19 protein-coding genes are annotated in these 20,807 nt (G+C 69.2%); 8 read left to right on the top strand and 11 right to left on the bottom strand.

Going from position 1 to position 20,807, the window contains the following annotated elements:
- Positions 1 to 91 precede the first annotated feature (91 nt).
- On the bottom strand, positions 92 to 1,681 hold the full coding sequence (locus ABT053_RS41420) for an RICIN domain-containing protein (RefSeq protein WP_350977264.1): 1,590 nt from the start codon (positions 1,679 to 1,681) through the stop codon (positions 92 to 94).
- Between the two features lie 236 nt (positions 1,682 to 1,917).
- On the opposite strand from ABT053_RS41420, the gene ABT053_RS41415 reads away from it, so the two are divergent.
- Both ABT053_RS41415 and ABT053_RS41410 read left to right on the top strand, forming a co-directional pair.
- Positions 1,918 to 3,168: an amidohydrolase family protein gene (locus tag ABT053_RS41415; protein WP_350977263.1), complete on the top strand. Its 1,251-nt coding sequence runs from the start codon at positions 1,918 to 1,920 to the stop codon at positions 3,166 to 3,168.
- A gap of 760 nt (positions 3,169 to 3,928) precedes the next feature.
- On the top strand, positions 3,929 to 4,420 hold the full coding sequence (locus tag ABT053_RS41410; RefSeq protein ID WP_350977262.1) for a hypothetical protein: 492 nt from the start codon (positions 3,929 to 3,931) through the stop codon (positions 4,418 to 4,420).
- Between the two features lie 699 nt (positions 4,421 to 5,119).
- On the opposite strand, the gene ABT053_RS41405 is transcribed toward ABT053_RS41410, so the two are convergent.
- The 3 genes from ABT053_RS41405 to ABT053_RS41395 all read right to left on the bottom strand — a co-directional run bounded on the left by ABT053_RS41405 (position 5,120) and on the right by ABT053_RS41395 (position 8,154).
- The gene (locus ABT053_RS41405) at positions 5,120 to 5,476 is read right to left on the bottom strand and encodes an MmcQ/YjbR family DNA-binding protein (RefSeq protein WP_350977261.1); all 357 of its coding nucleotides are present in this window, start codon (positions 5,474 to 5,476) and stop codon (positions 5,120 to 5,122) included.
- Between the two features lie 55 nt (positions 5,477 to 5,531).
- Positions 5,532 to 7,634 (bottom strand): alkaline phosphatase family protein, encoded by a 2,103-nt coding sequence (locus ABT053_RS41400; RefSeq protein WP_350977259.1) that lies wholly within the window; start codon positions 7,632 to 7,634, stop codon positions 5,532 to 5,534.
- A 178-nt stretch (positions 7,635 to 7,812) separates the two neighbouring features.
- Positions 7,813 to 8,154, bottom strand: coding sequence for a hypothetical protein (locus tag ABT053_RS41395; protein WP_350977256.1), 342 nt, complete (start codon positions 8,152 to 8,154; stop codon positions 7,813 to 7,815).
- A 211-nt stretch (positions 8,155 to 8,365) separates the two neighbouring features.
- On the opposite strand from ABT053_RS41395, the gene ABT053_RS41390 reads away from it, so the two are divergent.
- Positions 8,366 to 8,674 (top strand): hypothetical protein, encoded by a 309-nt coding sequence (locus ABT053_RS41390; RefSeq protein WP_350977253.1) that lies wholly within the window; start codon positions 8,366 to 8,368, stop codon positions 8,672 to 8,674.
- Positions 8,675 to 8,758: 84 nt separating this feature from the next.
- Positions 8,759 to 10,747, top strand: a complete 1,989-nt coding sequence (locus ABT053_RS41385; protein WP_350977251.1) for a hypothetical protein — start codon at positions 8,759 to 8,761, stop codon at positions 10,745 to 10,747.
- 13 nt (positions 10,748 to 10,760) lie between these two features.
- Here ABT053_RS41385 and ABT053_RS41380 read toward each other — a convergent pair whose 3' ends face one another.
- Positions 10,761 to 11,234, bottom strand: coding sequence for a hypothetical protein (locus tag ABT053_RS41380; RefSeq protein WP_350977250.1), 474 nt, complete (start codon positions 11,232 to 11,234; stop codon positions 10,761 to 10,763).
- Between the two features lie 418 nt (positions 11,235 to 11,652).
- On the opposite strand from ABT053_RS41380, the gene ABT053_RS41375 reads away from it, so the two are divergent.
- The gene (locus tag ABT053_RS41375; RefSeq protein WP_350977248.1) at positions 11,653 to 12,555 is read left to right on the top strand and encodes a helix-turn-helix domain-containing protein; all 903 of its coding nucleotides are present in this window, start codon (positions 11,653 to 11,655) and stop codon (positions 12,553 to 12,555) included.
- On the top strand, positions 12,546 to 12,752 hold the full coding sequence (locus ABT053_RS41370; RefSeq protein WP_350977245.1) for a DUF397 domain-containing protein: 207 nt from the start codon (positions 12,546 to 12,548) through the stop codon (positions 12,750 to 12,752). Before ABT053_RS41375 ends, ABT053_RS41370 begins: the two co-directional genes overlap by 10 nt.
- A 121-nt stretch (positions 12,753 to 12,873) precedes the next feature.
- On the opposite strand, the gene ABT053_RS41365 is transcribed toward ABT053_RS41370, so the two are convergent.
- The 3 genes from ABT053_RS41365 to ABT053_RS41355 are packed head-to-tail and all read right to left on the bottom strand — an operon-like array spanning position 12,874 to position 14,845.
- Positions 12,874 to 13,665 (bottom strand): hypothetical protein, encoded by a 792-nt coding sequence (locus ABT053_RS41365; RefSeq protein WP_350977243.1) that lies wholly within the window; start codon positions 13,663 to 13,665, stop codon positions 12,874 to 12,876.
- Positions 13,662 to 14,075 carry a PadR family transcriptional regulator gene (locus ABT053_RS41360; protein ID WP_350977241.1) on the bottom strand — a complete coding sequence of 138 codons (414 nt, stop codon included), beginning with the start codon at positions 14,073 to 14,075 and terminating at the stop codon, positions 13,662 to 13,664. Before ABT053_RS41360 ends, ABT053_RS41365 begins: the two co-directional genes overlap by 4 nt.
- A 41-nt stretch (positions 14,076 to 14,116) precedes the next feature.
- Positions 14,117 to 14,845: a CPBP family intramembrane glutamic endopeptidase gene (locus tag ABT053_RS41355; protein WP_350977239.1), complete on the bottom strand. Its 729-nt coding sequence runs from the start codon at positions 14,843 to 14,845 to the stop codon at positions 14,117 to 14,119.
- Between the two features lie 446 nt (positions 14,846 to 15,291).
- Between ABT053_RS41355 and ABT053_RS41350 the strand changes: the two genes are divergently transcribed.
- Together ABT053_RS41350 and ABT053_RS41345 are read left to right on the top strand one after the other, a co-directional pair.
- Entirely contained in the window at positions 15,292 to 16,230 is a 939-nt protein-coding gene (locus ABT053_RS41350) for a MerR family transcriptional regulator (RefSeq protein ID WP_350977236.1), read from the top strand.
- A gap of 262 nt (positions 16,231 to 16,492) precedes the next feature.
- Entirely contained in the window at positions 16,493 to 16,771 is a 279-nt protein-coding gene (locus ABT053_RS41345) for a hypothetical protein (RefSeq protein WP_350977234.1), read from the top strand.
- Between the two features lie 247 nt (positions 16,772 to 17,018).
- Here the strand turns inward: ABT053_RS41345 and ABT053_RS41340 are convergent, their stop codons facing one another.
- The 3 genes from ABT053_RS41340 to ABT053_RS41330 all read right to left on the bottom strand — a co-directional run bounded on the left by ABT053_RS41340 (position 17,019) and on the right by ABT053_RS41330 (position 20,765).
- Positions 17,019 to 19,067, bottom strand: a complete 2,049-nt coding sequence (locus tag ABT053_RS41340) for a hypothetical protein (RefSeq protein ID WP_350977231.1) — start codon at positions 19,065 to 19,067, stop codon at positions 17,019 to 17,021.
- Between the two features lie 607 nt (positions 19,068 to 19,674).
- Positions 19,675 to 20,163: a hypothetical protein gene (locus ABT053_RS41335; protein ID WP_350977230.1), complete on the bottom strand. Its 489-nt coding sequence runs from the start codon at positions 20,161 to 20,163 to the stop codon at positions 19,675 to 19,677.
- Positions 20,164 to 20,222: 59 nt separating this feature from the next.
- On the bottom strand, positions 20,223 to 20,765 hold the full coding sequence (locus tag ABT053_RS41330; protein WP_350977227.1) for a hypothetical protein: 543 nt from the start codon (positions 20,763 to 20,765) through the stop codon (positions 20,223 to 20,225).
- Positions 20,766 to 20,807: the final 42 nt, after the last annotated feature.

The raw sequence follows: 20,807 nt of genomic DNA, 5'->3' as shown, positions 1-20,807 counted from the left end.
CGCCGCGATCTGGCACAACCGCGCCACCGGCCAGCCCATCACCCGATCATTGATCGCCTACGATCACTGACCAGACTTCGGACTTACTCGTCTAGGGGATCGTTTCCGCGCCGCCGACGCCGGCGCCCGCGGACGGCGGGGTGGAGGAGGCGGATCCGGCCGAGTAGGAGTACGACGGCCGCGAGACGGCTCCGTCGGCGCGCAACCAGTCGCTCATGGTGCTGCCGCTGCTCTGCGCCCGCCGGATCGTGGCGATGTCGTAGTAGTTGCTGCTCGCCCAGGTGAGGCTCGCGTTGCCGAAGTCCTCGGTGATCGTCTTGGCGCCCTTCACGTGGTTGCTCTCGGCGTAGATCCTGCCGTTCACGCCCAGGCCGATGAAGTAGTCGTCGACGTCCACGTAGTTGGCGAACACGTGGGCGTACCCGAACCGCACCCTCGGGTGGCGGGTGTTCGACCCGTCGAACCAGTTGTGGTGGTAGGTGACGTTCAGGTAGCCGGTGTCCTGGGAGCCGTTGCTGTCGCTGTGGCCCAGCAGCATCGACTTGTCCGTACCGGCGTAGCGGTTGTACGAGACCGTCGCCAGGTCGGAGCCCCGCTTGATGTCCACCGAGCCGTCGGCGGCCGGGTAGAACGTGTTGTGGTCGATCCACACGTGGTGGGAGTAGCACTGCACGTTGACGGAGTCGTCCGGGGAGTTCCTGAACGAGAGGTTCCGGATGATCACGTTCTGCACGTGGGTGAACCTGTCCCGCTCGGCGGGGTCGCAGAGGTCGCCGCCCCAGGCGACCTCCTCCGGGCCCCAGCCGTTGACGTCGAGGCCGAATCCGCTGATCGTCGCGTTCGTCCCGACGCCGATGATGGTCTTGTTCGACCCGACGTCCAGCATGTCCGTGCCGTTACCGGTGATCGTGCCCGACACGCGGACGATCCGGGGGGTGTCGTCGGCGACGGCCGCCGCCAGCTGCGCGTAGTTGCCGACGGTCACCGTCTGGCCGCCCGTGCCGCCGTTCGTGCCGTTGCGGCCATATTTGTTGAGGGTCGCGAAACCCACCAGGCCGCTCGCGTTGCCCGGGTTGCCGGGGGTGGGGGTGACCGTGGGCGTCGGGGTGGGGGTGGGGGTGGGAGTGGGGGTGACGGTCGGGGTCGGCGTCGGCTGCGTGCCGCCCGCGGGGGCGAACCGCCACTGCTTGGTGGCGACGGAGTCGCAGGAGTTCTGCTGGACGAGGGCTCCGGAGGAGGTGGAGTTGTCCTTGGTGTTGAGGCACTTGCCGCCGTTGGCGTTGGCCACCCGGTAGTTCGACCCGGAGGCGGTCAGGTTCCACGTCTGGGAGGAGGCTCCCGAGCAGCCTTCCTGCTGGACGGCCTTGCCCGCCGAGGTGCTCGCGCCCTGGACCCCGGCGCACTTGCCGCTGTGCGCGGCCTTGAGCTGGAACCCGCTTCCGGCGGCGGTCAGGTTCCAGGTCTGGCCGGTGGCGCCGCAGCCGGACTGCGTGAGCTGCACGCCGTCGGAGCCGCTGGCACCGGGGACGGTCAGGCACAGACCGCTGCTCGCGTTGACGAGGGTGTAGGCGCCGGGTGCCGGATCGGCCGCGGCGGCGGAGGTGCCGAACGCCCATCCGGACGCGGCGACCGCGCCGACGATGACGACGGCGGCGGCCCTCCTGACGAATCTGCTCTTCACAGCCGAACTCCTTGCTGGTCCGGCAGGCCTGGACGACCTGCGCTCCGGATTCCCCCCAGCGAGTGCGCACCGCTCACATGTGTGAACACGTCCGTGTTGGCGGACAAGCAACACCATAGGAAAGCGCTTTCCAACTGTCAACGATCCCGGAGACTTCACCTGGACAGTCGGTTGCGGACGGCGGCTTGGCAGGTCTGGCCGTCACGGTCCTCGCGGCGTGCTTCTACCGTGCTGTCATGGACACTCCGGACCTCCTCATCAGGAACGCCACCCTGCGCGGCCGTCCCGGCAGGTGGTCGCTGGCCGCCACGGGCGGGCTCATCGGCCTCGTCGCCGAGGACGACCCCGATCTCGGCCCGGCGACCGGCGTGACCCTCGACGCCGACGGCGCTCTGGTCACCGAGCCGTTCGTGGACGCCCACCTGCACCTGTGCAAGGTCCACACCCTCGACAGGGCCGGGCCCGCCGCGCTCTCGGAGTACACCGGGGGCGCGATGGGAGCCGCGATGGGCGCCATCGAGACGGCCGCCGCCGTCAAGACCGGCCAGACCGCGCCATCCGTCCTCGAACGCGCCCGGCCGGTGCTCCTGGAGTCCGTACGGCACGGCGTCCGGGCGGTGCAGGCCTTCGCCGACATCGACCCGAAGGCCGGGCTCACCGGGCTGGAGGCGCTGCTGGCGCTGCGCGAGGAGTTCCGCGGCCTGGTCGACGTGCGGGTGGTGGCGTTCCCGCAGGACGGTCTGCTCCGCGAACCCGGGACCGAGGAACTCGTCACCGAGGCCGTACGACTCGGCGCGGACGTGGTGGGCGGCATCCCCTGGATCGAGTGGACCGACGCCGACGCCGCCGAGCACGTGAGGCGCATGGTCGACCTCGCCCAGCGGCACGGCCTGCGCGTCGCCATGCTGGTCGACGACGCGGGGGATCCGGGGCTGCGCACGGCCGAGATGCTGGCGCGGGAGCTGCTGGAGCGGAACATGATCGGACGCGGCAGCGCCCAGCACGCCAGGGCGATGGCGCTCTACCCGGAGCCGTACCTGCGCCGCCTGGCCGGGCTGTGCCGCGCCGCGGGGCTCGGTTTCGTCAGCGATCCGCACACCGGGCCGCTCCACCTGCCGGTCTTCCGGCTGGCCGACGCCGGGGTCCCGGTCGCGCTCGGCCAGGACGACATCGAGGACGCCTACTACCCGTTCGGGCGGCACAACCTCCTGGAGGTGGCCTTCCTCGCGGCCCACCTGCTCGACGCCCGCACCGACGCCGCCCTGGAACGGCTGTACGACATGGTGACCGTCGACGCCGCACGGGTCGCCGGCCTGCCCGTCAACCGCCTGGAACCCGGGGCACCCGCCGATCTGGTCGTCCTGGAGGGACGGACCCTCCGCGAGGCCCTGACCCGGCACGCCCCGCCCCGGCACGTCGTCGTCGCGGGCCGGGTCGTGGCCTCGTCCACCCTGCACACCTCTTTCGACCCCGGCGTTCCTCACTGACGGGCGCGGACGCCTTGCCGGGCGCCCTCATACCGGCCCCGGACGCTGTACGGCCCGGACTCCGTACGGCCCGGAGGCCACACCGGGCAGGAGAACCAGCATGGCGGGGAACGGGCGAGGCCGGGGAAATCGGCGTGGAGATAGCCAGGGCCGGAGGAACCAGCGTAGGGACGGCCTGGATCGGGGGAACGGACAGGTGGCGGCGGTGGTGTACCGGCCAAGGCGGGAAAACCGGCACGGCGGCGAACGGTAAGACCCGGGGAGACCTGGGAGACCTGGGAGACCGGGAAGACCGGGAGGGGCAAGCCCAGGGAAACCAGCACGATGACGAACCCGCGGAGCCGGAAAAACCAGCAGGGCGACGGGCGCGCGAAGCCGGGGAAACCGGCACCCGGCGCCGCAGAAGCCCCGGATCAGCGGGATTCTTCCCGCGAAACGGGCGATCGGGGAGAGATGATCTACTGAACTCTGGCGGTCCCGCCTCGGATGGCATCCTTTCGGGGCACGAGCCTCCGGCGGGAACCGGTAGCCGAGTGTTACCGATCGTCCCCTTCCCGTTCCTTTCCGCTACCCCCGGGTAATCTGACCGCCCCAAGGCTTTGGGATCCACTAGCAGACTCCAGCGGCTCCTCCCACTTACCGTGAGGGTAGGTTACGCATCGTGTTGACGTCGTCCTCGACGCGGCACGGCGCTCCGCCAGCCCGGGCATCGCCCAGGGCTCGACCGATTCGACACCGATTCGACGTGGAGTGATCTGCCATGACCATGATCAGGAACGCCCTCGCGGCCGGAGCCATGATGGCCTCCGCTCTCATCGTCCCCGCGGCGATGCCGACCTCGTCCGCCCTCGCGGGCACCATGGCCGCGAGCACCCCGGCCGGCACCTCCGTCCTGAAGCCCTGCCGCGAACACAAGAACCCCGACAGGTGCCGTGCCCGGCGCGAATACCGGCGCGAGCACGGACGGGACTACGGGCGCGAGGACAGAGGCGAGCGCAGGCGCGAGAACATGCGCGAAGACAGGCGCGAGCGCGGACGGGAGTACGGGCGCGAGGACAGAGGCGAGCGCAGGCGCGAGAACATGCGCGAAGACAGGCGCGAGCGCGGGCGTGAAGACAGGCGCGAGCGCGGACGCGAGGGCATGAGCGAGCGCGGGCGCGATCGTGTCGGTACCGGCAGGGGCGTCGGTGTCGGCGGCGGCATCAGCGACAGCATCGGCGGCAGCGGCACCGGCCGCGGGATCAACAACTGACAGTCGGCCGACGGGTGACCGACACGGCCACCGGGGATACCGGGGATACCGGGGATACCGGGGATACCGGGGATCCGAAGGCCGGAATCCCGTCACCGTGACCACGAGCCGAACGCTCACCCCGCGATGAGGCGGATCCGGACCGCACGCTCGCCCCTCACGAGGCGGGCCCGGACCGCACACTCGCCTCACCGCGGGGAGGGCCGGATCGCACGCTCGCCTCCCCGCGAGGCGGGCGAGGCGGCCGTAGGCGGACAAGGCGAACGAGGCGGACCCGGCAAGGCTCGCGGAAGATCCGTCCCAGCGACGGGCGGCCCGCCCACCGAGCACTCGGGGGCGGGCCACCCGTCGCTCCATGCCCTCTCGCCCCGCGCCCGGCGCCTCGTGCCCGGCGCCCCGCGCCCCACTGCCTCGTGCCCGGCACCCTGTCGCCTCGCCGTATCCGGCGAGTTCACCCGGGCGCGCGTCACCCCGCACGTGACGAGCCCACCCGCCCGCGCCCGTCACCCCGTACCTGACGAGCTCACCCCCGTACGCCGTCACCCCGTACCTGACGAGTTCACCCGCGTATGCCCGTCACCCCGTACCTGACGAGCTCACCCGCGTGCGCCCGTCACCGCGACACGAAACCCGGTCACCGTGGAATCCCCGCGCCCTCGCACGGGCACGCCGCCGGATCCGCCGCGCCTCCCGCACTCCTCAGGCGTACGGCCGGTGGGTGGCCTCGTGAGCGTCGACGAGCCGTTTGGGAGCGGTCAGGCACCAGGCCTCGGTGACCAGCTCGAACAGCTCGTCCGCATCGATCTTCGCGAGGTGCACCACGACCCAGCCGAACCGGCCGATGGTGAACTGGACCTCGAACACCTCCGGCCGCTCCGCCACCAGCGCGATCTGCTCGTCGATCGTCGCCTTGAGCCCCACGGTCTCCGTCTTCTCCCACAGGTAGCCGAAGCCCTTGCCCCGCACCTTGAGCGAGACCCAGTCGCCGCCGTCGCTCTGCTGGGTCTCGGGCAGCTGCTTCAACATCTCCAGGAATTCATCCACGCTCACACCCATGGCCCACGGTTTACCAGAGCGCACCGACATTTCTCCCCGGCGTTCCCGGCCGCCGTCAGCCCGTGACGCCGGGCTCGCCGTTCTCGATGTGCCCCATCAGGCGGCGGGCGAAGCCGGTGTCCCCGGCGACGGTGATCCACAGGTCGTACCACCCGGTCGCGGCCCGCCACGGCACCCACGCGGTCTCCCCCGCCGCGAGCCGCAGCGTCCGCGCGGTCCCGCCGTAGGCGAGGGGCGAGATCGTCACGTCGGCCGGTTCGTCACCGATGTTGACGACGGCGATCTCGATCGTCCGCGTGGCCGCGTCGATCTCGCTGGACGTCTCCACCGGGTCGTCCGTCCCGCCCCGGAACTCCCTGCGGAAGCCGTTCGGCCCGGTGAGGACGAGGGTGTAGGCGGGACACGGGAAGTAGACCGCCTCGCGGGCGTGGCCGAGCACGTCGAAGTGCAGCGGCCGGACGAGCTCTCCCATGTAGCCGTACAGTGCCAGGTGCGCGCTCTCCGTACCGGTGTTGCTCATCGCGATCTCGACGGCGCGGCCACTGGTCCGCGCCGAGGCGTCGACCCGGTACGGCAGCGCGCGGGCGGGCCTGACGCCCGGTTCTCCGACCGGCATCCGCTGCTCGGCGGGGGCTTCGGGGTACCAGCGGCCGGTCGGGACTCCCCCGCCGGTCGAGGTGCTCTCCGGGACGCCGGAAACCCGCGTTCCCGGCGCCTCCGGTGCTTCCTGTGCCTCCGGCGAGTCCATGGCTTCCGGTAAGTCCGATGAGTCCGATGAGTCCGGTGAGTCCGAGGTTTCCGGTGAGTCCGGCGTGGGCCACGCCTCCGGGCGGGCGAAGTCGAAGGCGGAGGTGAGGTCCCCGGCGACGGTCCGCCTCCAGGGGCTGATGTCGGGGGCCCTGATGCCGAGCCAGGTCTCCAGGAACCGGACCGTCGAGCTGTGGTCGAACGTCTGGGAACAGACATGGCCCCCCACGCTCCACGGCGACACGACGATCATCGGGACGCGCATGCCCAGGCCGATCGGCCGTCCGGCGACGAACTCCCCGGGCGTCCCGTCGGGCGGGACGGGCGGGGGGACGTGGTCGAAGAAGCCGTCGTTCTCGTCGTAGGTGATGAAGACCGCGGTACTCGCCCACACCTCCGGGCTCGACGCCAGCGCGTCGAGGATCCGGTAGACGACCTTCCCGCTCTCCACTGCCGAGGACCCCTCCGGGTGTTCGGAGTCGGCGAGCGAGGTCACGACGTACGAGACGGCGGGGAGGCGTCCGGCCGCCACGTCGGCGGCGAACCAGTCGCCCAGCCCGCCCGTCCGGGTGCGGCGCAGCGCCCGGTCGTGGAGCAGCCGGTCGGCCGGGTCGAGGCGCGCCACCCTCTCCTCCAGCTCGGCGAGCATCGGCGCGGGGTCCTCGGACGCGCGCACCTTCTCGTAGAAGGAGTGCATGCTGCTCTGTCCAAGTTTCGCCATGACCGCCTTGAACGTGGCGAAGAACTCCAGGTTGTTGCACTGGTAGTTGTCCCACTCCTGGTAGACCTGCCAGGAGTGCCCGGCCCGGGTCAGCAGCTCGGGCACCGTGGTCCAGGAGTAGCCGGGGTGCCCGTCCTCCTCGCAGGCGCCGTTGTCGACGGCCCGCTGTCCGGTACCGGGCTCGTGGCCCGTGTGGCCGGAGACGTGGTAGTTGCGGTTCGGCGTCGTGGAGCTCAGCACCGAGCAGTGGTAGGCGTCGCAGATCGTGAACGCGTCCGCCAGCCCGTAGTGGAGCGGGATGTCCTCGCGGTCGTAGTACGCCATCGTGGACGGGCCCTTGTTGGGCACCCAGGCGTCGTTCCAGCCCATCGCCCAGGCGTTCTGGGTGCCGAGCCAGCTGTGGTCGTGGGTGTCGAGCAGCATCGGGTCGGTTCCCGCGCGCCCGGCGGCCTCCCGTACGGAGAAGGGCAGGACCTCGTCCTGCTCGAAGACCGGGCGCAGGGCCCGGGTGAGCACCGCGTTGCGGTCCCCGTAGCCGCGCACCCCGCGCATCCGGCCGAAGTAGTGGTCGAACGACCGGTTCTCCTGCATGACGAAGACGACGTGCTTGAGGTCGGAGAGGGTTCCGGGAGGCACGGGCCGCGCCAGCAGGCGCACGAGAGAGGGGGGAAGTACGGACGGTGCCGACATTGAGCATCCCTTTAACGGCATTTCGGGCAAGCCTCAACCTAACAACCCGACTCCATCCTTCCTACACCTGGGACGCGGCCCCGCCGCCCCGATCACCGTGGCGACGAAAACACGGTGCCGGTGGCGTCGCGGGCCCGGCCGGGACGGGGATCGGGGTGGCGGTGCGTGGTCAACGTAGTCAACATGATCGACGTGATCGACGTGATCGACGTGATCGACGTGATCGACGGTACGGCCGCTGTAGCCGCCGGATCTGGAGGCGCAGCTCTCGTTCACGGTACTCGCGCCGTTGCTCGCGACGTAGCTCCGATTCCTCGGCACTCTCGCGGTCCCAGCGCGTCCGGGTCCGCCGGATCTCGTACAGGATGACGCGAGACAGCCAGATGACGCCGATCACGACGGCCATGGGCGTGGTCGCGTGACCGGCGAGGAGCAGCGCGAAACCGGCGGCGAAACACATCCAGTACGCGGTCTTGGTGGCGATTTCTATCGCGTCGATGTGCTTTTCGAATAGCGACACGCGTTACTCCGATGACGGTAGGTGGAGCAGTCGCTCTGACATGAGAGGGAATGACCGAAATACCAGTTCCGTCCGTTCGGATGGCCATGGACACCATCGGCGGAAGCGCGATGCCGGCCGGGTACGGGACTTGCCGACTTAGACGATCAATACCTACTCTGGTATGCGACTTTTTCCTTCTTCACGGGGTCATGAAAAGGGCGGGGGTGGCGTGGCCGAGCGGATGGTGCCCAGTCCCCGGCACGAACGGCTGAGGCAATTGCTCGTCGAAGCCGAATACAGGGCCGGTGAGGTGCGGCAGGCATACCAGCGCGCCTCCTCGGCGATGCGGTCGGGACAGGTCTGGACGGGGCCGACGGCCACCACCTGGACCACCGAGCTGGAAGAGCGGCACCAACGGCTCGGACGGCTCGCCCAGAGCGTGGTGGACGCGGTCGAGGAGGAGTTGCGCCGCTCTCCCCCGCTGGTGACCGAGGCCGAGGCGAACGCCATGCGCCGGGAGATGGCCGGACGCACGTGACCGTCATGACCGTGAAGTCGTGATCGCGAGGTCATGACCGTGAGGTCGCGACCGTGAGGTCATGACCGTGAGGGGGAACGTTCCGTGACATCGACCGCCGAGTTCTGCGGCATCGACCCCGAGCAGATGGGTCAGCTCGCCACCTCCCTGCGCGGCGCCGCCGACAGGCTGACCGCGTTCAGCAGGGAGTTCGAGGGAAAGCTCCGCCAGAACGGGGTCGAGACCCCCGCGCTCCGGGAGATCACCGACATCGCCGACTGGGGCGGGAGGCAGGTCTCCATGCTCCACGGCCGGATCGACCTGATCAAAGCCCTGGGCGACGGCGCTCCGGAGCTGGGCGGGGCAGGCGGCACGGCGTCGATGGCGGCGGGCGGGCAGGGGCTCATCCGCCTCCCCGACGAGCTGAAGGACTACGACCTCGCCCAGGGCCTGGCCAGGATGTACGGCGAGGACATCCTCGTGAACTTCAGCGGCGAGTCGCAGGCCAAGCTCATCCACGAACACATCGACGACGTCGCCAAACTCGCCGACAACCCCCAAGCCGCCGCCGCCTTCTTCGCCCTCCTGTCGCCTAAGGTCCGTGACGCGCTGCCCAGCATCATCGCGGTGACCGGCGGCAAGACCGCCAAGCAGGACCTGGCCGCCTTCAGTAAAGCCCTCGGCGCGGCCCTGAACGCCCCCACTCTCGTCCCGGCGTTCGCCAAGGTCAGAAACGACCTGGTCAAACCGGTCGACGGCAAGATCGTCGCGTGGAACCGGCTCGCGCTGCTCAAGGGCGCGAACGCCCCCTCGTCCATCCGCAGCGCGGCGGCCCGCGCACTGGTCCTGGACGAGTTCGCGAAGAGGCCCGCGCAGGAATGGCGCGCCGGATCCCTGGGCGGCAATAAGTACGACCTGCCCGAAGACCTGGTCGCCATGGGCCTGGAGGTGCTCGACGGAGACGGCGTGGCCGTACGGGACGCCTTCGCCAGGATGGGCGGGGCCGACGTCAAGCTCAGCCAGGTCGACAAGATGAAGCTGTTCCTCGACTACGCCAAGGGCATGAGCACCGGGGACGAGGTGGCCGACGCCTTCGGCCGGGCGATGGAGGCGGGCACCGAGGCCAAGACCGAGAAGGCCGGCCAGCACAGCCCGGAGGCCGCAACCTTCGCCCTGGACCTGATAAAAGCCGCGGGCTCCTTCGGCGCCGACCTGCCATCGCCTGCCAAGGATTCCATGGGCGTGGTCGCGAATTCGTATGTCCATGAGCTGGTCTCGGGCGGACGCTTCGACAGGGCCGCCGACCGTTCCTCCGGCATGCAGATCCCCGAACATTGGGAAGCCTTCCCCGGGGTGACCCCCGCGTTTTATCTCAGCCCCGGCGATACCTATCAATTCATGAAGACCTTCGTCGGAGAGGACAAGGTCGCTGACGCGTTCGACTCGACGGTGGCGAAGTTTCGCCATGACGCCTTACTGGGCGCCGCCAGAATGGACGCACAGGGCAACACTGATTACTTCCGCGACATTTCACTGATGTTCGGTGATTTTGGCAGCGTCGCGTTCAAGGCAGCGAAAGACGTTCTCGGCGAAGAAGACGCTATCGCCGATACGACCCGAGACATCACCAAGAACACCGTCGGTTTGATGCTCGGCGGGGTTAGCTTCGTGAAGCCGGTCGCCGAAGTCGGCTGGGAGTTTGCCCAGGCTTACATCTTCAGCGGCCTATCGGATAAGTGGGCCGACAGTTTCGAGACACAGGTTCAAGCGGCCACCGAGACCCGCGCGAACCTGGCCAGACGCGTGAAGTATGAGATGGCATACCTTCTCCACAGTGGCGGCTACCCGGCGAGCGATCCCCCTGCGGAACTCCTCAACACGACCACTGGCACTCTCAAGACATATGACGAACTCGCGGCCGAGGCCAAGCACGAAGCCACCGGCGGCAAGAAATGGGAGCAGCTATTTCAAGAAAAGTTAGACGCTTACGATAGCTGGATGGACGATAACGCAAACCTCGACAAAAAGGTCGAGCATTCCTCACGATTCCAGACCAGCGACCTGGCCGAAAACCTACTGAAACCCTCGAGCTGACCCGGAAACATCTTTACCGTGGAAGGCAAGCGGTCTGTGCGTGGAGTCGCCAGGTAGGCGCCTCCGGCGCCACGTAAACGTTCACCACCACTCCCACCTCTTTGCTGCCATAGATGAACCGCCCCTCCGGGGCATCCACCTGGGTGATGTCGTACTCCACCTTGTAGCCCAAGATCCGGGAAAGCGTGTTCTCCATAACCCTTTGGGCTTTATCCAGGCGGGAATCCAATGATTCGTCGACGCGTTCCTCGTCTGCCGTTGCCCGCAATACTCGCTTGACCTTATCTTCCCCGCAGGAAAGATCCTTGTCCGGACGCTGCAGGATTCGTAGATTCATGAGCGGGTTCTTGAACACGTCGTCGGCTTCCAGGCGTTGCGTGTCCTTCTGCAACTCCGCTGCCGCATCCTTCAAGGATGGATCGGAAGCACATCCCGAGGTCACCATCACCAGCGCCAGACCGACGGCGAGTAACCGGGCAAAGCGCATTCGAGACCTCCGGGGGGTGATGGACGCCGGGACGTACCAATCTTTACCCACCCGGCCCGCCTTCGCCACACCCTTCCCATACTCGTTCGTCTACCAAGGGGAGTTGCCAGGTCACGCCGATCACCGTCGTCAGCCAGGGCAGGAACATGCCCTCGCGGGTTAGAGCCGTGATCCGTGCTGCCGGTGGCTCGCTCGTCGTCATGGTTTCACCTTCCGAATGCTTTCCGATGCCCGCGACGGGAGATCGAAAGAGGGCCGTCTCATTCATACCCGGCCCGATTCGTCTCCGGTCGAGAAAGTGGTTTACCGCTTGCTTACCAACACTTTCGTGAAGAGGATTCCTGTGCCTAGAATGCCCTGTCGGTAGTCGACCGACTACCGGATCGGCAATCCGGGCCAGCGCGGATGATGACAGCCTTTGGTCTATCTGGAATGGATTCGATATCGCCGACTGGCCACTAAGTCCGTTTTTTCTAATTCGGGAGTAAATGCAATGGAAGGTGCGCCGCCCCTCGACCCCGGATCCCCTCGCGTGCGCTTCGGTGCCGAGATGCGTCGGCTACGGGAGGCCGCGCAGCTCTCGCAGTCCGCCGTGGCCTCCCGGCTGGGGTGCACGCAGACCCAGGTCAGCCGCCTGGAAGGCGCCACCCGCACACCGTCGAAGTCAGACGCAGAGAAGCTCGATCGGCTATTCGCGACGGCCGACGGCAACGCCTTCACCCGGCTTCGCCAGCGCATCCTCGCCCAGCCCGGCGGCCCGATCTGGTTTCAGAGCTGGGTCGAGGAGATCGAGCCGACCGCTCTCGTCCTTCGCTCCTGGGATCCTCTCCTCATCCCCGGCCTTCTCCAGACGGAGTCCTATGCCCGTCACGTTCTCAGCCAAGAACCCCGGATGACCTCTCAGGAGGTGGAGCAACGCATCGAAGCCCGGGTTCAGCGTCGACGCATCCTGGAGCGAGACAATCCGCCACTTTTTCTGGCCCTCATCGACACCAATGCGCTGCGTCGGCCGGTTGGGGAGCCTGAGACGATGCGCGGCCAGTTCGACTACCTGCTGGAGGTTGGCCAGAACTCTGCTGTTTCCATCCAGCTCGTCGATCAGCGATGCCTGTCAGGCCTGCTGGGAGCGTTTATGATCGCTGAGCTTCCGGACGGGCAGCCGGACGCGATCCACGCTGACTCCTCGGCAGAAGGGCACGTCTCAACCGATTCGAGTCTCGTGGCCTCAATTTGGAACCGATATGAGGCGATACGACGATGGGCTTATCCTGATCACATGTCCCTCAAAATGATTGCAGATGTGAGGCAGGAATGGACCTGAGTGCCGCCGTATGGCAAAAGTCATCACGTTCAGGGTCGAACGGTGGCCAATGTGTGGAAGTGGCCGCCAACCTGCCCGGGGTGGTCGCCGTTCGTGACAGCAAGAATCCCGGTGGTCCCAAGCTGCTCTTCGCCCCCGCCGGGTGGAAGTCGTTCATCGGTGGCGTCAAGTCCGGCGAGTTCGACTCTCTGGCCTGACCTTCCATCACCAAAAGCCCACACCATACGTTCTGGATCCAGCCCCCGGCTGCCGGGGGCGTGTCGCTGCTCCCAGGGAATCGCACACAAGACGGTGGCCGTACCGGCCTTCGGGCGAGGCTCAGGACCTCCTGTCGCGCCGCCGGGCGATCCACAACGCGGTCATCGGGATCAGCGCGCCCACGGCCGCCCCGGAGAGCAGGCCCAGGATGGTGCTCATGTCGCCGTCCAGCTTGCCGAACCGGAGCAGGGCCGCCATCGCCAGCGCCAGTACGACGAGGACACCGGCGACGAAGGCGTAGAACCCGGGACTGAGGAAAAGGCCGCGGTCGGGAGCCTGAGGAGGCGCGGTCAGCTCCGCGGCGGGCCCCAGGCTGGCGGCCCTGGGACGCTTGAAGTACTCGAAGCCCACCCAGGTGCCGCACGGTTCCCAGCCATCTGGGGTGAGCCGGTCGAGAACGCCCCGGCGGCGGCCGCCCGCGACCAGCTCCCTGCTGTACTCCCACTGCTGCGGGTGCTCGGGATCGCGGGCGCAGACGAACAGGCCCCTCGCGTCGACCCTGTCGACCTCCCAGCCCTGCGCGCCGTACTCGTTGAGCATCTTGACGTCGTGGAATAGGTCGGCGGTCCAGCTCCAGGTACGGGCGTCCGCGGCGGGCTCGGCGGGCGGGCCCGAGGTGCCGGCCAGCTCCCCGGCCAGCTCGGCCGCCGGGCCGAACTCCTCCTCGGGGTCTCCGCCGCTCTCGGCGAGGTATCCGGCGAGCTCGCCGACCGTGGCGGCGGCCCGGTCGGCCGGCATGCCCGCCTCGGCCAGGAGTACGGCGAGGTCGTCGAAGTAGGCGCGGGCCGTCTCACCGGAAGCCGTCTCTGCCGTCCCGGCCGTCTCGGCTGTCTCGCCGGAGTCGGGGTTCATCGGAGCTCCCCTTCGCGTTCGTGTTCCTGTTGGTGTTCGTGTTCCCGTTGCCGGGAGGGCGCCGGGCCGGGCGCCTCGACGCCGCCCCTGACCAGCGCGGCGCGCACCGACTCGTCGAAGCTCAGCCAGAGCCCGCCCTGCTCGGCGAGCGTCTGCCTGCCTTGGTCGGTGAGCTGGTAGTAGCGGCGGCCGGGTCCGCGTTCTGTCGCCCGGAACTCCGCGGTGACCAGCCCCGCCTCCTCCAGCCGGTTGAGCACCGGGTAGAGGGTGCCCCCCTTGATCTGGCCGAGGCCCGACTCGGCGAGGTCTTTGACGATCTCGTAGCCGTAGTTCTCACCGGCCGTCAGGCTGGCGAGAACCAGCAGGTCGAGCACACCCTTGAGCCAGCTCGCGCGTCGGTCGCTCGTCATGGTGGCGATCCTACCTAGACGGCGTTCCCAACTAGTCTCACCTAGTTACCGACGAGTTCTCTTGCCGATTCACGACGCGGGTTCGGGGACAGCAGCAGGCCGCGAAGGTCGATCAGGGCGTGCAGCAGGATCGGCAGAAGCAGGCTGCCGGTTCTCAGGTAGAGCGCGGTCAGAGCGAATCCGATCAAAGTGACCGCGAACATGCCGCGCCATCCCTGGTAGAGGTGCCCCGCGACGAACACCGCCAGAGCGGCGAGGGCGGCGACCTCCTCGCTCAGGCCGAGCGCGCCCATGCCGACCGCGATAAGCAGGCCCCGGTAGACGATCTCCTCGGTGACACCGGCGGTCACCGCCAGGCCCGCCGCGCACCAGCGCTCGGCCGTGGTACGCGGCAGCAGGTGGACGACGGCCTCCTGACCGGGAACGGACCCTCCTCTGGCCGCCAGCCGCCTGAACACGATCACGCTGACCGTGGCGGCGACCAGGAAACCGACGATCACCCCGAGGACCTCGCTCGGCGGCTCCTTGATCACCAGGCCGATGCCCGCGGCGTCGAGGCCCGGCTCCACCGCGACGACGAGCAGCGCCACGGCGGCCAGCACCCACAGCTCGGCGCACCAGAACGCGTACGTCCGGCGATAGGCCATCGGGTCCCGATCACGCGAGCGGGCCAGCTTGTCGTACGTGCGCTTGCCGATCAGGGGACTGACGACGGCCAGATAGCCGACGAGGACACCCGACAGGACGAGTGTCAGGGGGGTGAACGACATCGGAACCTCCTTGGATGCTGTGCTACTTAGAAGGTAAAGCAAGCTAGTTAGATATACAACCTAGCTCGCGATCCAGTCCATCCTGACGAGTGCGGGCCAATGCGGGGGTGCCGTTCTCATCGCTGTGGGCTCACGTACGGCCTGCGAGGCCCGCTGGCGTCACGCGTTCGGGGTCCGAAGTCCGAGGTTCGAGGTTCGAGGTTCGGAGGCGAAGCGGGAGACGAGACGGCGAGGGTCGTACACCTCGTTGGTCACGACAGGTGGAGGAGAGAGCACCGGCCGGTCGGCGAGTGGGTTCGCTCCCGGTGAAGCAAGCGAGCTCCGCCCCTCGGTACGGGCTCGTGTCTCCCGTACGGGCCCGCACCGCCCATGAATGGAACGGGTTCGCACTTCTGTGGAGTGAGCGGATTTGTATCTCCCCTAGAGGGAGGCGCCAAGGTGGGGGCATGGACGGCGACGCGCTCTACTCGATCGGTGATCTGGCCCGGCGGACCGGGCTCACGGTCAAGACCGTTCGGTTCTACTCCGATCGCGGGATCGTGCCGCCGACCGGCCGCAGCCCGGCCGGTCACCGCCTCTACGGCATCGACGCCGTCGCCCGCCTGGACCTCGTACGGACGCTGCGCGACCTGGGGGTGGACCTCCCCACGATCCGCAGGGTCGTGGACCGGGAGATCTCGCTCCCCGAGGTCGCCGCGGCGCACGCCGAGGCACTGGCGGTGCAGATCCGGACGCTGCGGCTGCGGCGCGCGGTGCTGACGGCGGTGACCAGGCGCGGGTCCACCCCCGAGGAGATGGATCTCATGCACAAGCTGGCCAAACTCTCCGAGGACGAACGCCGACGCCTGATCGGCGACTTCCTCGACACCGCCTTCGGCGGCCTGGACGCCGACCCCGGATTCGCGGGGGCCAGGCGCTCGATGACCCCCGAACTGCCCGACGACCCCGAACCCGAGCAGGTCGAGGCCTGGGTGGAACTGGCCGAGCTGTCCCAGGACCCGGAGTTTCGCGGCGTCATGCGGCACCTGGCCGAACAGCACGCGGCCGAGCGCGCCCGGGACGGCGCCACCATCCTGCGCCGCGATCCCGTCGCGATGGTCCGCGACCAGGCGGGCCCCGCCCTGGCGGCCGGCATCGCCCCGGCCTCGTCCCGGAGCGATCCGGTCGTCGCGGCGGTCATGGCCCGGTACGCGCACGTCGTCGGCCGCCCCGACGACGCCGACCTCCGGCGCCGGTTGCTGGTCCGGCTGGAGAGCGCGAACGACCCGCGCAGGGAGTCGTACCTCCGGCTGCTCGCGGTGATCAACGGCTGGTCGGCCCCGGAGAGCCTGACGCCGGTGCTCGACTGGTTCGTCCAGGCCCTGAGGGCCCGGACCCCGGCGTAGCGAGCCGCCCACGACGGCGCCACCGGACCGGTTCACCTCGTACGACCTCGCTGGGTCGCGTTCACCTCGTACAACGCCACCGGACCGGTCCGCCTCGTGCGGCCTCGCGGGGTCGCGTTCGTTCTGCGAGCCGCGTGGGACGCCGAACCAGTGGAACGTGATACGTGGACCGGACAGGAACGAAGACGAAGAAGAAAACGGAGGAAGGAGACAGAGACGGAGAGACCGTGAATGCCGGATTTCCTGGTGGAACAATCAGCGCATGGCACGCTTCAAACGGCTCACCGTCGAGGAAGCCCGCACCCTCAGCCGCGAACAGCTCCTGCCCCTGATCGAGGACGAGCAGAAGCACTGGTACCGGCTCATGAACCACATGGAGATGCGTGTCGGTGACGATGACGCGTTCAAGACCTTCAACGAGATCATGCACGTCGTCATCGGCCCCGGCCAGTCCGTCTCCGACGCGCTCGCCCTCTTCGAGGACGAGCCCCGCGACCGGGACTACTGGACGAAACCGCTCGGCGAGCTCGGCGAGCTCTGACCCCGGGCTCCTCGCCGAATCACCGAACCGCTGAATCGCCGGATCGCCGGATCTGCGAATCGCCGAATCGCCGAACAGCGCGAGTGTTCGCCGTTCCGGTCGCCGTGTCGTTCCAGCCGTTCCCCCGGCCGGTCATTCTCCGGCCGCATGGAAAACACCTGACACGGAGCAGGAGCCGCCGCTCTCCAGGTCAAGCGCTTCCGATCGACCATCCCGCAGGGCCGCCGCCAGCCGGTGCCGGTGGAGGCTATTTCGGCTGGTAGCAGCAGAGCCGTCCGGTGCGGAGTGTCATGCGCAGTTCCTCGCCGAGGACCGGGTCGGCGGCGGCGACACGGGTGACGGCGCGCCGGAGGGCCTTACCGACCGAGACGCGGGCGCGTTCCTCGTTGCCGGTGAAGTTCCTGGTCCGTCCGGCCAGGCCGGTCGCGGACGCCAGCTCGTCGATCAGCCAGTCGCGCTCGGCCCGCAGCCGCTCGGCCCGGACGACGTCGTTGGCCGACTCGTGTTCGTCGATCTCCTCCTGCAACAGCGACAGCCGTTTGCGGTAGGCCCTGATGGCCTCCTCGTCCAGGGCCGGCTGGGCGGAGCCGGTGCCGGTGTCCACGGCCGTCCCGTCGCGCGCCACCGGGCCCGCGGCGAGCTCGATGGCCGGGATCTCGTACCGGGGATTGGCCAGCAGGATCGCGAGGTAAGCCATCCCCAGGCTGTGCTCGACGTGCACGCTCCGCGGGCCCAGCCCGATCCGCCACCGGCGGCCCTCGCGCCTGCACTCCATGAGGGGTGGCCGCCCACCGTGCCCGGCGGCGGTGGCCGCGGCGTGCGACCCCCCTTCAGGACCCCCGCCAGGCTCTCCTCCCGAACCTCCTCCGGGCCCTCCTCCAGGTACTCCCCCGGCGGGCAGGACCATGCCCAGCTCGGCCGCCTCGCTCGTGGCGACCTCCAGTTGCCGGGCCGCCTCGGCGGCGTCTCCGGCCCCGGCCCGAAGCACCAGCGCCTGCGCCCACCGCACGCGCGACAGGACCGCCGCCGGCCAGTGCCCCATGGCCAGGTTGCCCCGTACGGCCATCTGCAGGTGTTCGGCCGCCCGCTGGGCGTCGCCCATGGTCAGCGCGGCCACGCCCAGCGCGTGCTGGGCGGAGCCGAAACACGCGACGCCGAGACTGGCCACCATCGGAAGCCTGGTGAACGGGCCGAGCAGCTCGTAGGCCGCCGCCGAGACCTCGACGTCCCCCAGCAGGTACGCGGCCTCCACGACACCGTGCATGGTCACCAGCCAGCTGCTGGACCGGGGCAGCAGGGCGAGATCGCCGCCCCCCAGCCGCGCCAGCGCGCCTGCCGCCTGCCGGTGGTCTCCGGCGGTGGCCGCGGCGACCGCCAGCGCGGCCAGGTAGGAGTTGTCCACGGCGCTGAGCGTCGGCGAGTTCACCTCCTCGGCCAGCATCGGGACCAGCTCGGCGATGCGGCCCTGGTACCAGCGGATGGCCACTATCTGCGCGCCGTACCAGCCGGCGGCGTCCGCGTCACCGGCCCGCGTCCCCTGTTCGGCACAGGCGGCCGCCTCGGCCTCGGCCTGCTCCAGCCGCCCCGCGCGGATGCCGAGCATCACCTCGATCGCCCGCACCACGAACCCGACCGCGAGGTGGTCCCGCTGGGCCAGCAGGCCGCGCAGCTCCGCCAGGTGGCGTTCCGCGTGCGGGTCCGCGTCGAGAACGTGGTCGACGGTGCGCCACAGCAGTCCCATCAGCAGATCGCCGCGGCACGAGGTCCGGAACCCCGCGGCGACCAGTTCCCTGGCGAGTTCGTGGCGCGTCTCGCTCTGGCCGGGTCCCAGGAAGCAGTGGTGGGCCAGGCTGACCGCCTCGGTCCACGCCGTCGGATCGTCCGCCCGCCTCGCCTCCTCCAGCATGGCGAGGACGGCGGTGTGCCCGCCCGACCGGTAGTCGGCCTCGGCGGCCAGCCGTACCCTGAGCCGGAGGGCCTCCGGCGACCGCGGGTCCACCACCGACAACGCGTGCCGCAGGCGCGCCTCGATCGACGCGGCGGCCATCACACCTCGGTGTTCGTGCACCCACAGACCGGACAGCCCCAGCGCCGCGACGGCCATCGCCTGACCGTCGCCCTCGCTCTCGGCCATGCGGTACGCCGCGTCGAAGCACTCCCGGCTGGACCGCAGGTCACCGTCGACGCACCGGGCGCGCACCCCGCTGAGGAGCAGCGACTCGATACCGTCCACCGCCGCCGGTGTCACCCCTTCGTGGTACGGCGGGCAGTCACCGGCCCGGGACCGGCGCGACACGGGGCCTCTGTGATCCCTGTCCGCCTTGTCATGGACCGGGTTGGGGACCAGGAGCAGCGGCCGGCGATCCACGGCGTGCCTCAGCTCGCGGTGAGGCTCGAGGTGAGGCGGAACGCGTGCCCTTTCGGGCCTGTGAGTGGAGCGAGGGCCGCACGGTCGACGGTGACGATCTCCACAGCGGCGGGCATGTCGGGACTCCTCGGATCGGTGTGTGATCAGGCTGCCGCCGGACGGTTGCACTCGTCTTGCAACATCCTTGCGCGCGAATCGCCGTGCCTGTCACACGCCCTCACCGGTGCCTGAACATCCGTGACGGCCCCGCGGCCCCTGGTCGTCCAGGCCCGCGAGGCCGTCGCCGCCGGCCGCGCCCCCGCGGCCTTCCGCCGGCCGCTCACCGGGAGATGCCCGCACCCCCTGGCCGTTCACGAAGTGGTGCCTTGCCTCCTGTAACCGTTCGTAAGGAGGTGCCTCGCATCCCGGTGACCGTTCACGAAGCGGCACCTTGCCCCCGTGATCGTTTGTAAGGAGGTGCCTCGCATCCCCGTGACCGTTCACAAGGAGGTGGCCCCGCACCCCCGGCCCGGGATCCCGGATCCGGGCTCCGGGCTCAGTAGCGGCCGTGCACCGTGTTCGTCCGCTTCGTCATGCGGGAGTACCCGGGGGCGTTGAAGACGACCTTGGCGTAGACCTCGTCGCCAGCGCCCTCGAGCGAGGAGTCGTCCTCGTCGAGGAGGGAGCACCGGATCGTGGGAACGGAGACGATGATCAGCCCTCCCCCGTTCCGATCCGATCCCGCGCTCAGCCGCGCGTAGCCCGCCCGGTACAGCCGGTTGTCGTAGACGGCGTCCTCGCCCCAGATCTCGACCTGGGCCGTCGCGCCGTTGTCGACCAGGTACTGCGCCTGGGCCTGCGTCATGCCGACCTTGCCGAAGGTGAGGACCCTGCAGCCGGCCGCCTCCTTAGTGATCGTCAGCCGGGCGGTCAGGGCGCCGGGTACGTCGTCGGCCTGGGCGGGCGTGGCCGCGAGACCCACGGCCAGCGCCGTGGCGGCACCCAGCGCGACGGCCAGGCGGGCGGTTCTCTTGAATACGGACATCATCGTTCCTCCGTTGTGCTCATGGACTGGGCGGATGTTCGTCCGGGCCGGACCGGTGTTCATCCGGGCTGGGACCGACGCGCCTGCTTGCGCGTCCTGACATAGCGGTTGGTCGCGGGAAGCCAGCACGTCAAGACGGCCAGCAGCGCGCCCAGGACGGCGAGGGCGGCCAGGAGTCCGGTGATCGGGGACACCATGTCCGTGAGGTCCCGCAGCCCGAGGAGAACGACGACGGGGGTGAGGACGCTCAGCACGACCCGGGCCCACGTCCTGCCGTCGCGGACGGGCAGCAGGAGCAGGACGAGAACCGCCGCGGGGAAGAGCCAGACGTACGCCCGAGCCTGGAGGGGGCCGAACGCGGCCTCAACCGCCGTGTCCACGAGGGAGCTCACGGCCTCCGAGCCGGCCTCGAAGCCGAGTTCGTCGCTCAGGTAACTTCGCAGCAGGCTTCTGCCCGCGATCAGGGAGACCGCCGCCGACGACAGCATGGCCACCGCGGCCACCGCGGCGCCCAGGGTGGCGGCCAGCAGCGTCCCCGGCCTGCGAAGTTCGTACGCGCCACCGCCTGCCATCTGGCGCGCGGCGGGAATGTGGTTGCTCATTCGCGTTCCTTTCGATGGTTCCGCACGGCTCATCCGCCGTAC

Origin of the sequence: Streptosporangium sp. NPDC002524, from assembly GCF_040295985.1 — a bacterium.
Lineage (GTDB): Bacteria > Actinomycetota > Actinomycetes > Streptosporangiales > Streptosporangiaceae > Streptosporangium.
Note: the sequence above shows the minus strand (reverse complement) of the source record. Positions and strands in the feature narration are given on the sequence as shown.

What these genes read in the sequence shown, in the direction of transcription:
- ABT053_RS41370 (WP_350977245.1), top strand. Translation starts at nt 12,546, where the DNA reads ATGGACCTGAGTGCCGCCGTATGGCAAAAGTCATCACGTTCAGGGTCG.
- ABT053_RS41355 (WP_350977239.1), bottom strand. Translation starts at nt 14,845, where the DNA reads ATGTCGTTCACCCCCCTGACACTCGTCCTGTCGGGTGTCCTCGTCGGC.
- ABT053_RS41405 (WP_350977261.1), bottom strand. Translation starts at nt 5,476, where the DNA reads ATGGGTGTGAGCGTGGATGAATTCCTGGAGATGTTGAAGCAGCTGCCC.
- ABT053_RS41380 (WP_350977250.1), bottom strand. Translation starts at nt 11,234, where the DNA reads ATGCGCTTTGCCCGGTTACTCGCCGTCGGTCTGGCGCTGGTGATGGTG.
- ABT053_RS41345 (WP_350977234.1), top strand. Translation starts at nt 16,493, where the DNA reads ATGGCACGCTTCAAACGGCTCACCGTCGAGGAAGCCCGCACCCTCAGC.
- ABT053_RS41410 (WP_350977262.1), top strand. Translation starts at nt 3,929, where the DNA reads ATGACCATGATCAGGAACGCCCTCGCGGCCGGAGCCATGATGGCCTCC.
- ABT053_RS41350 (WP_350977236.1), top strand. Translation starts at nt 15,292, where the DNA reads ATGGACGGCGACGCGCTCTACTCGATCGGTGATCTGGCCCGGCGGACC.
- ABT053_RS41330 (WP_350977227.1), bottom strand. Translation starts at nt 20,765, where the DNA reads ATGAGCAACCACATTCCCGCCGCGCGCCAGATGGCAGGCGGTGGCGCG.
- ABT053_RS41415 (WP_350977263.1), top strand. Translation starts at nt 1,918, where the DNA reads ATGGACACTCCGGACCTCCTCATCAGGAACGCCACCCTGCGCGGCCGT.
- ABT053_RS41400 (WP_350977259.1), bottom strand. Translation starts at nt 7,634, where the DNA reads ATGTCGGCACCGTCCGTACTTCCCCCCTCTCTCGTGCGCCTGCTGGCG.
- ABT053_RS41335 (WP_350977230.1), bottom strand. Translation starts at nt 20,163, where the DNA reads ATGTCCGTATTCAAGAGAACCGCCCGCCTGGCCGTCGCGCTGGGTGCC.
- ABT053_RS41360 (WP_350977241.1), bottom strand. Translation starts at nt 14,075, where the DNA reads ATGACGAGCGACCGACGCGCGAGCTGGCTCAAGGGTGTGCTCGACCTG.
- ABT053_RS41365 (WP_350977243.1), bottom strand. Translation starts at nt 13,665, where the DNA reads ATGAACCCCGACTCCGGCGAGACAGCCGAGACGGCCGGGACGGCAGAG.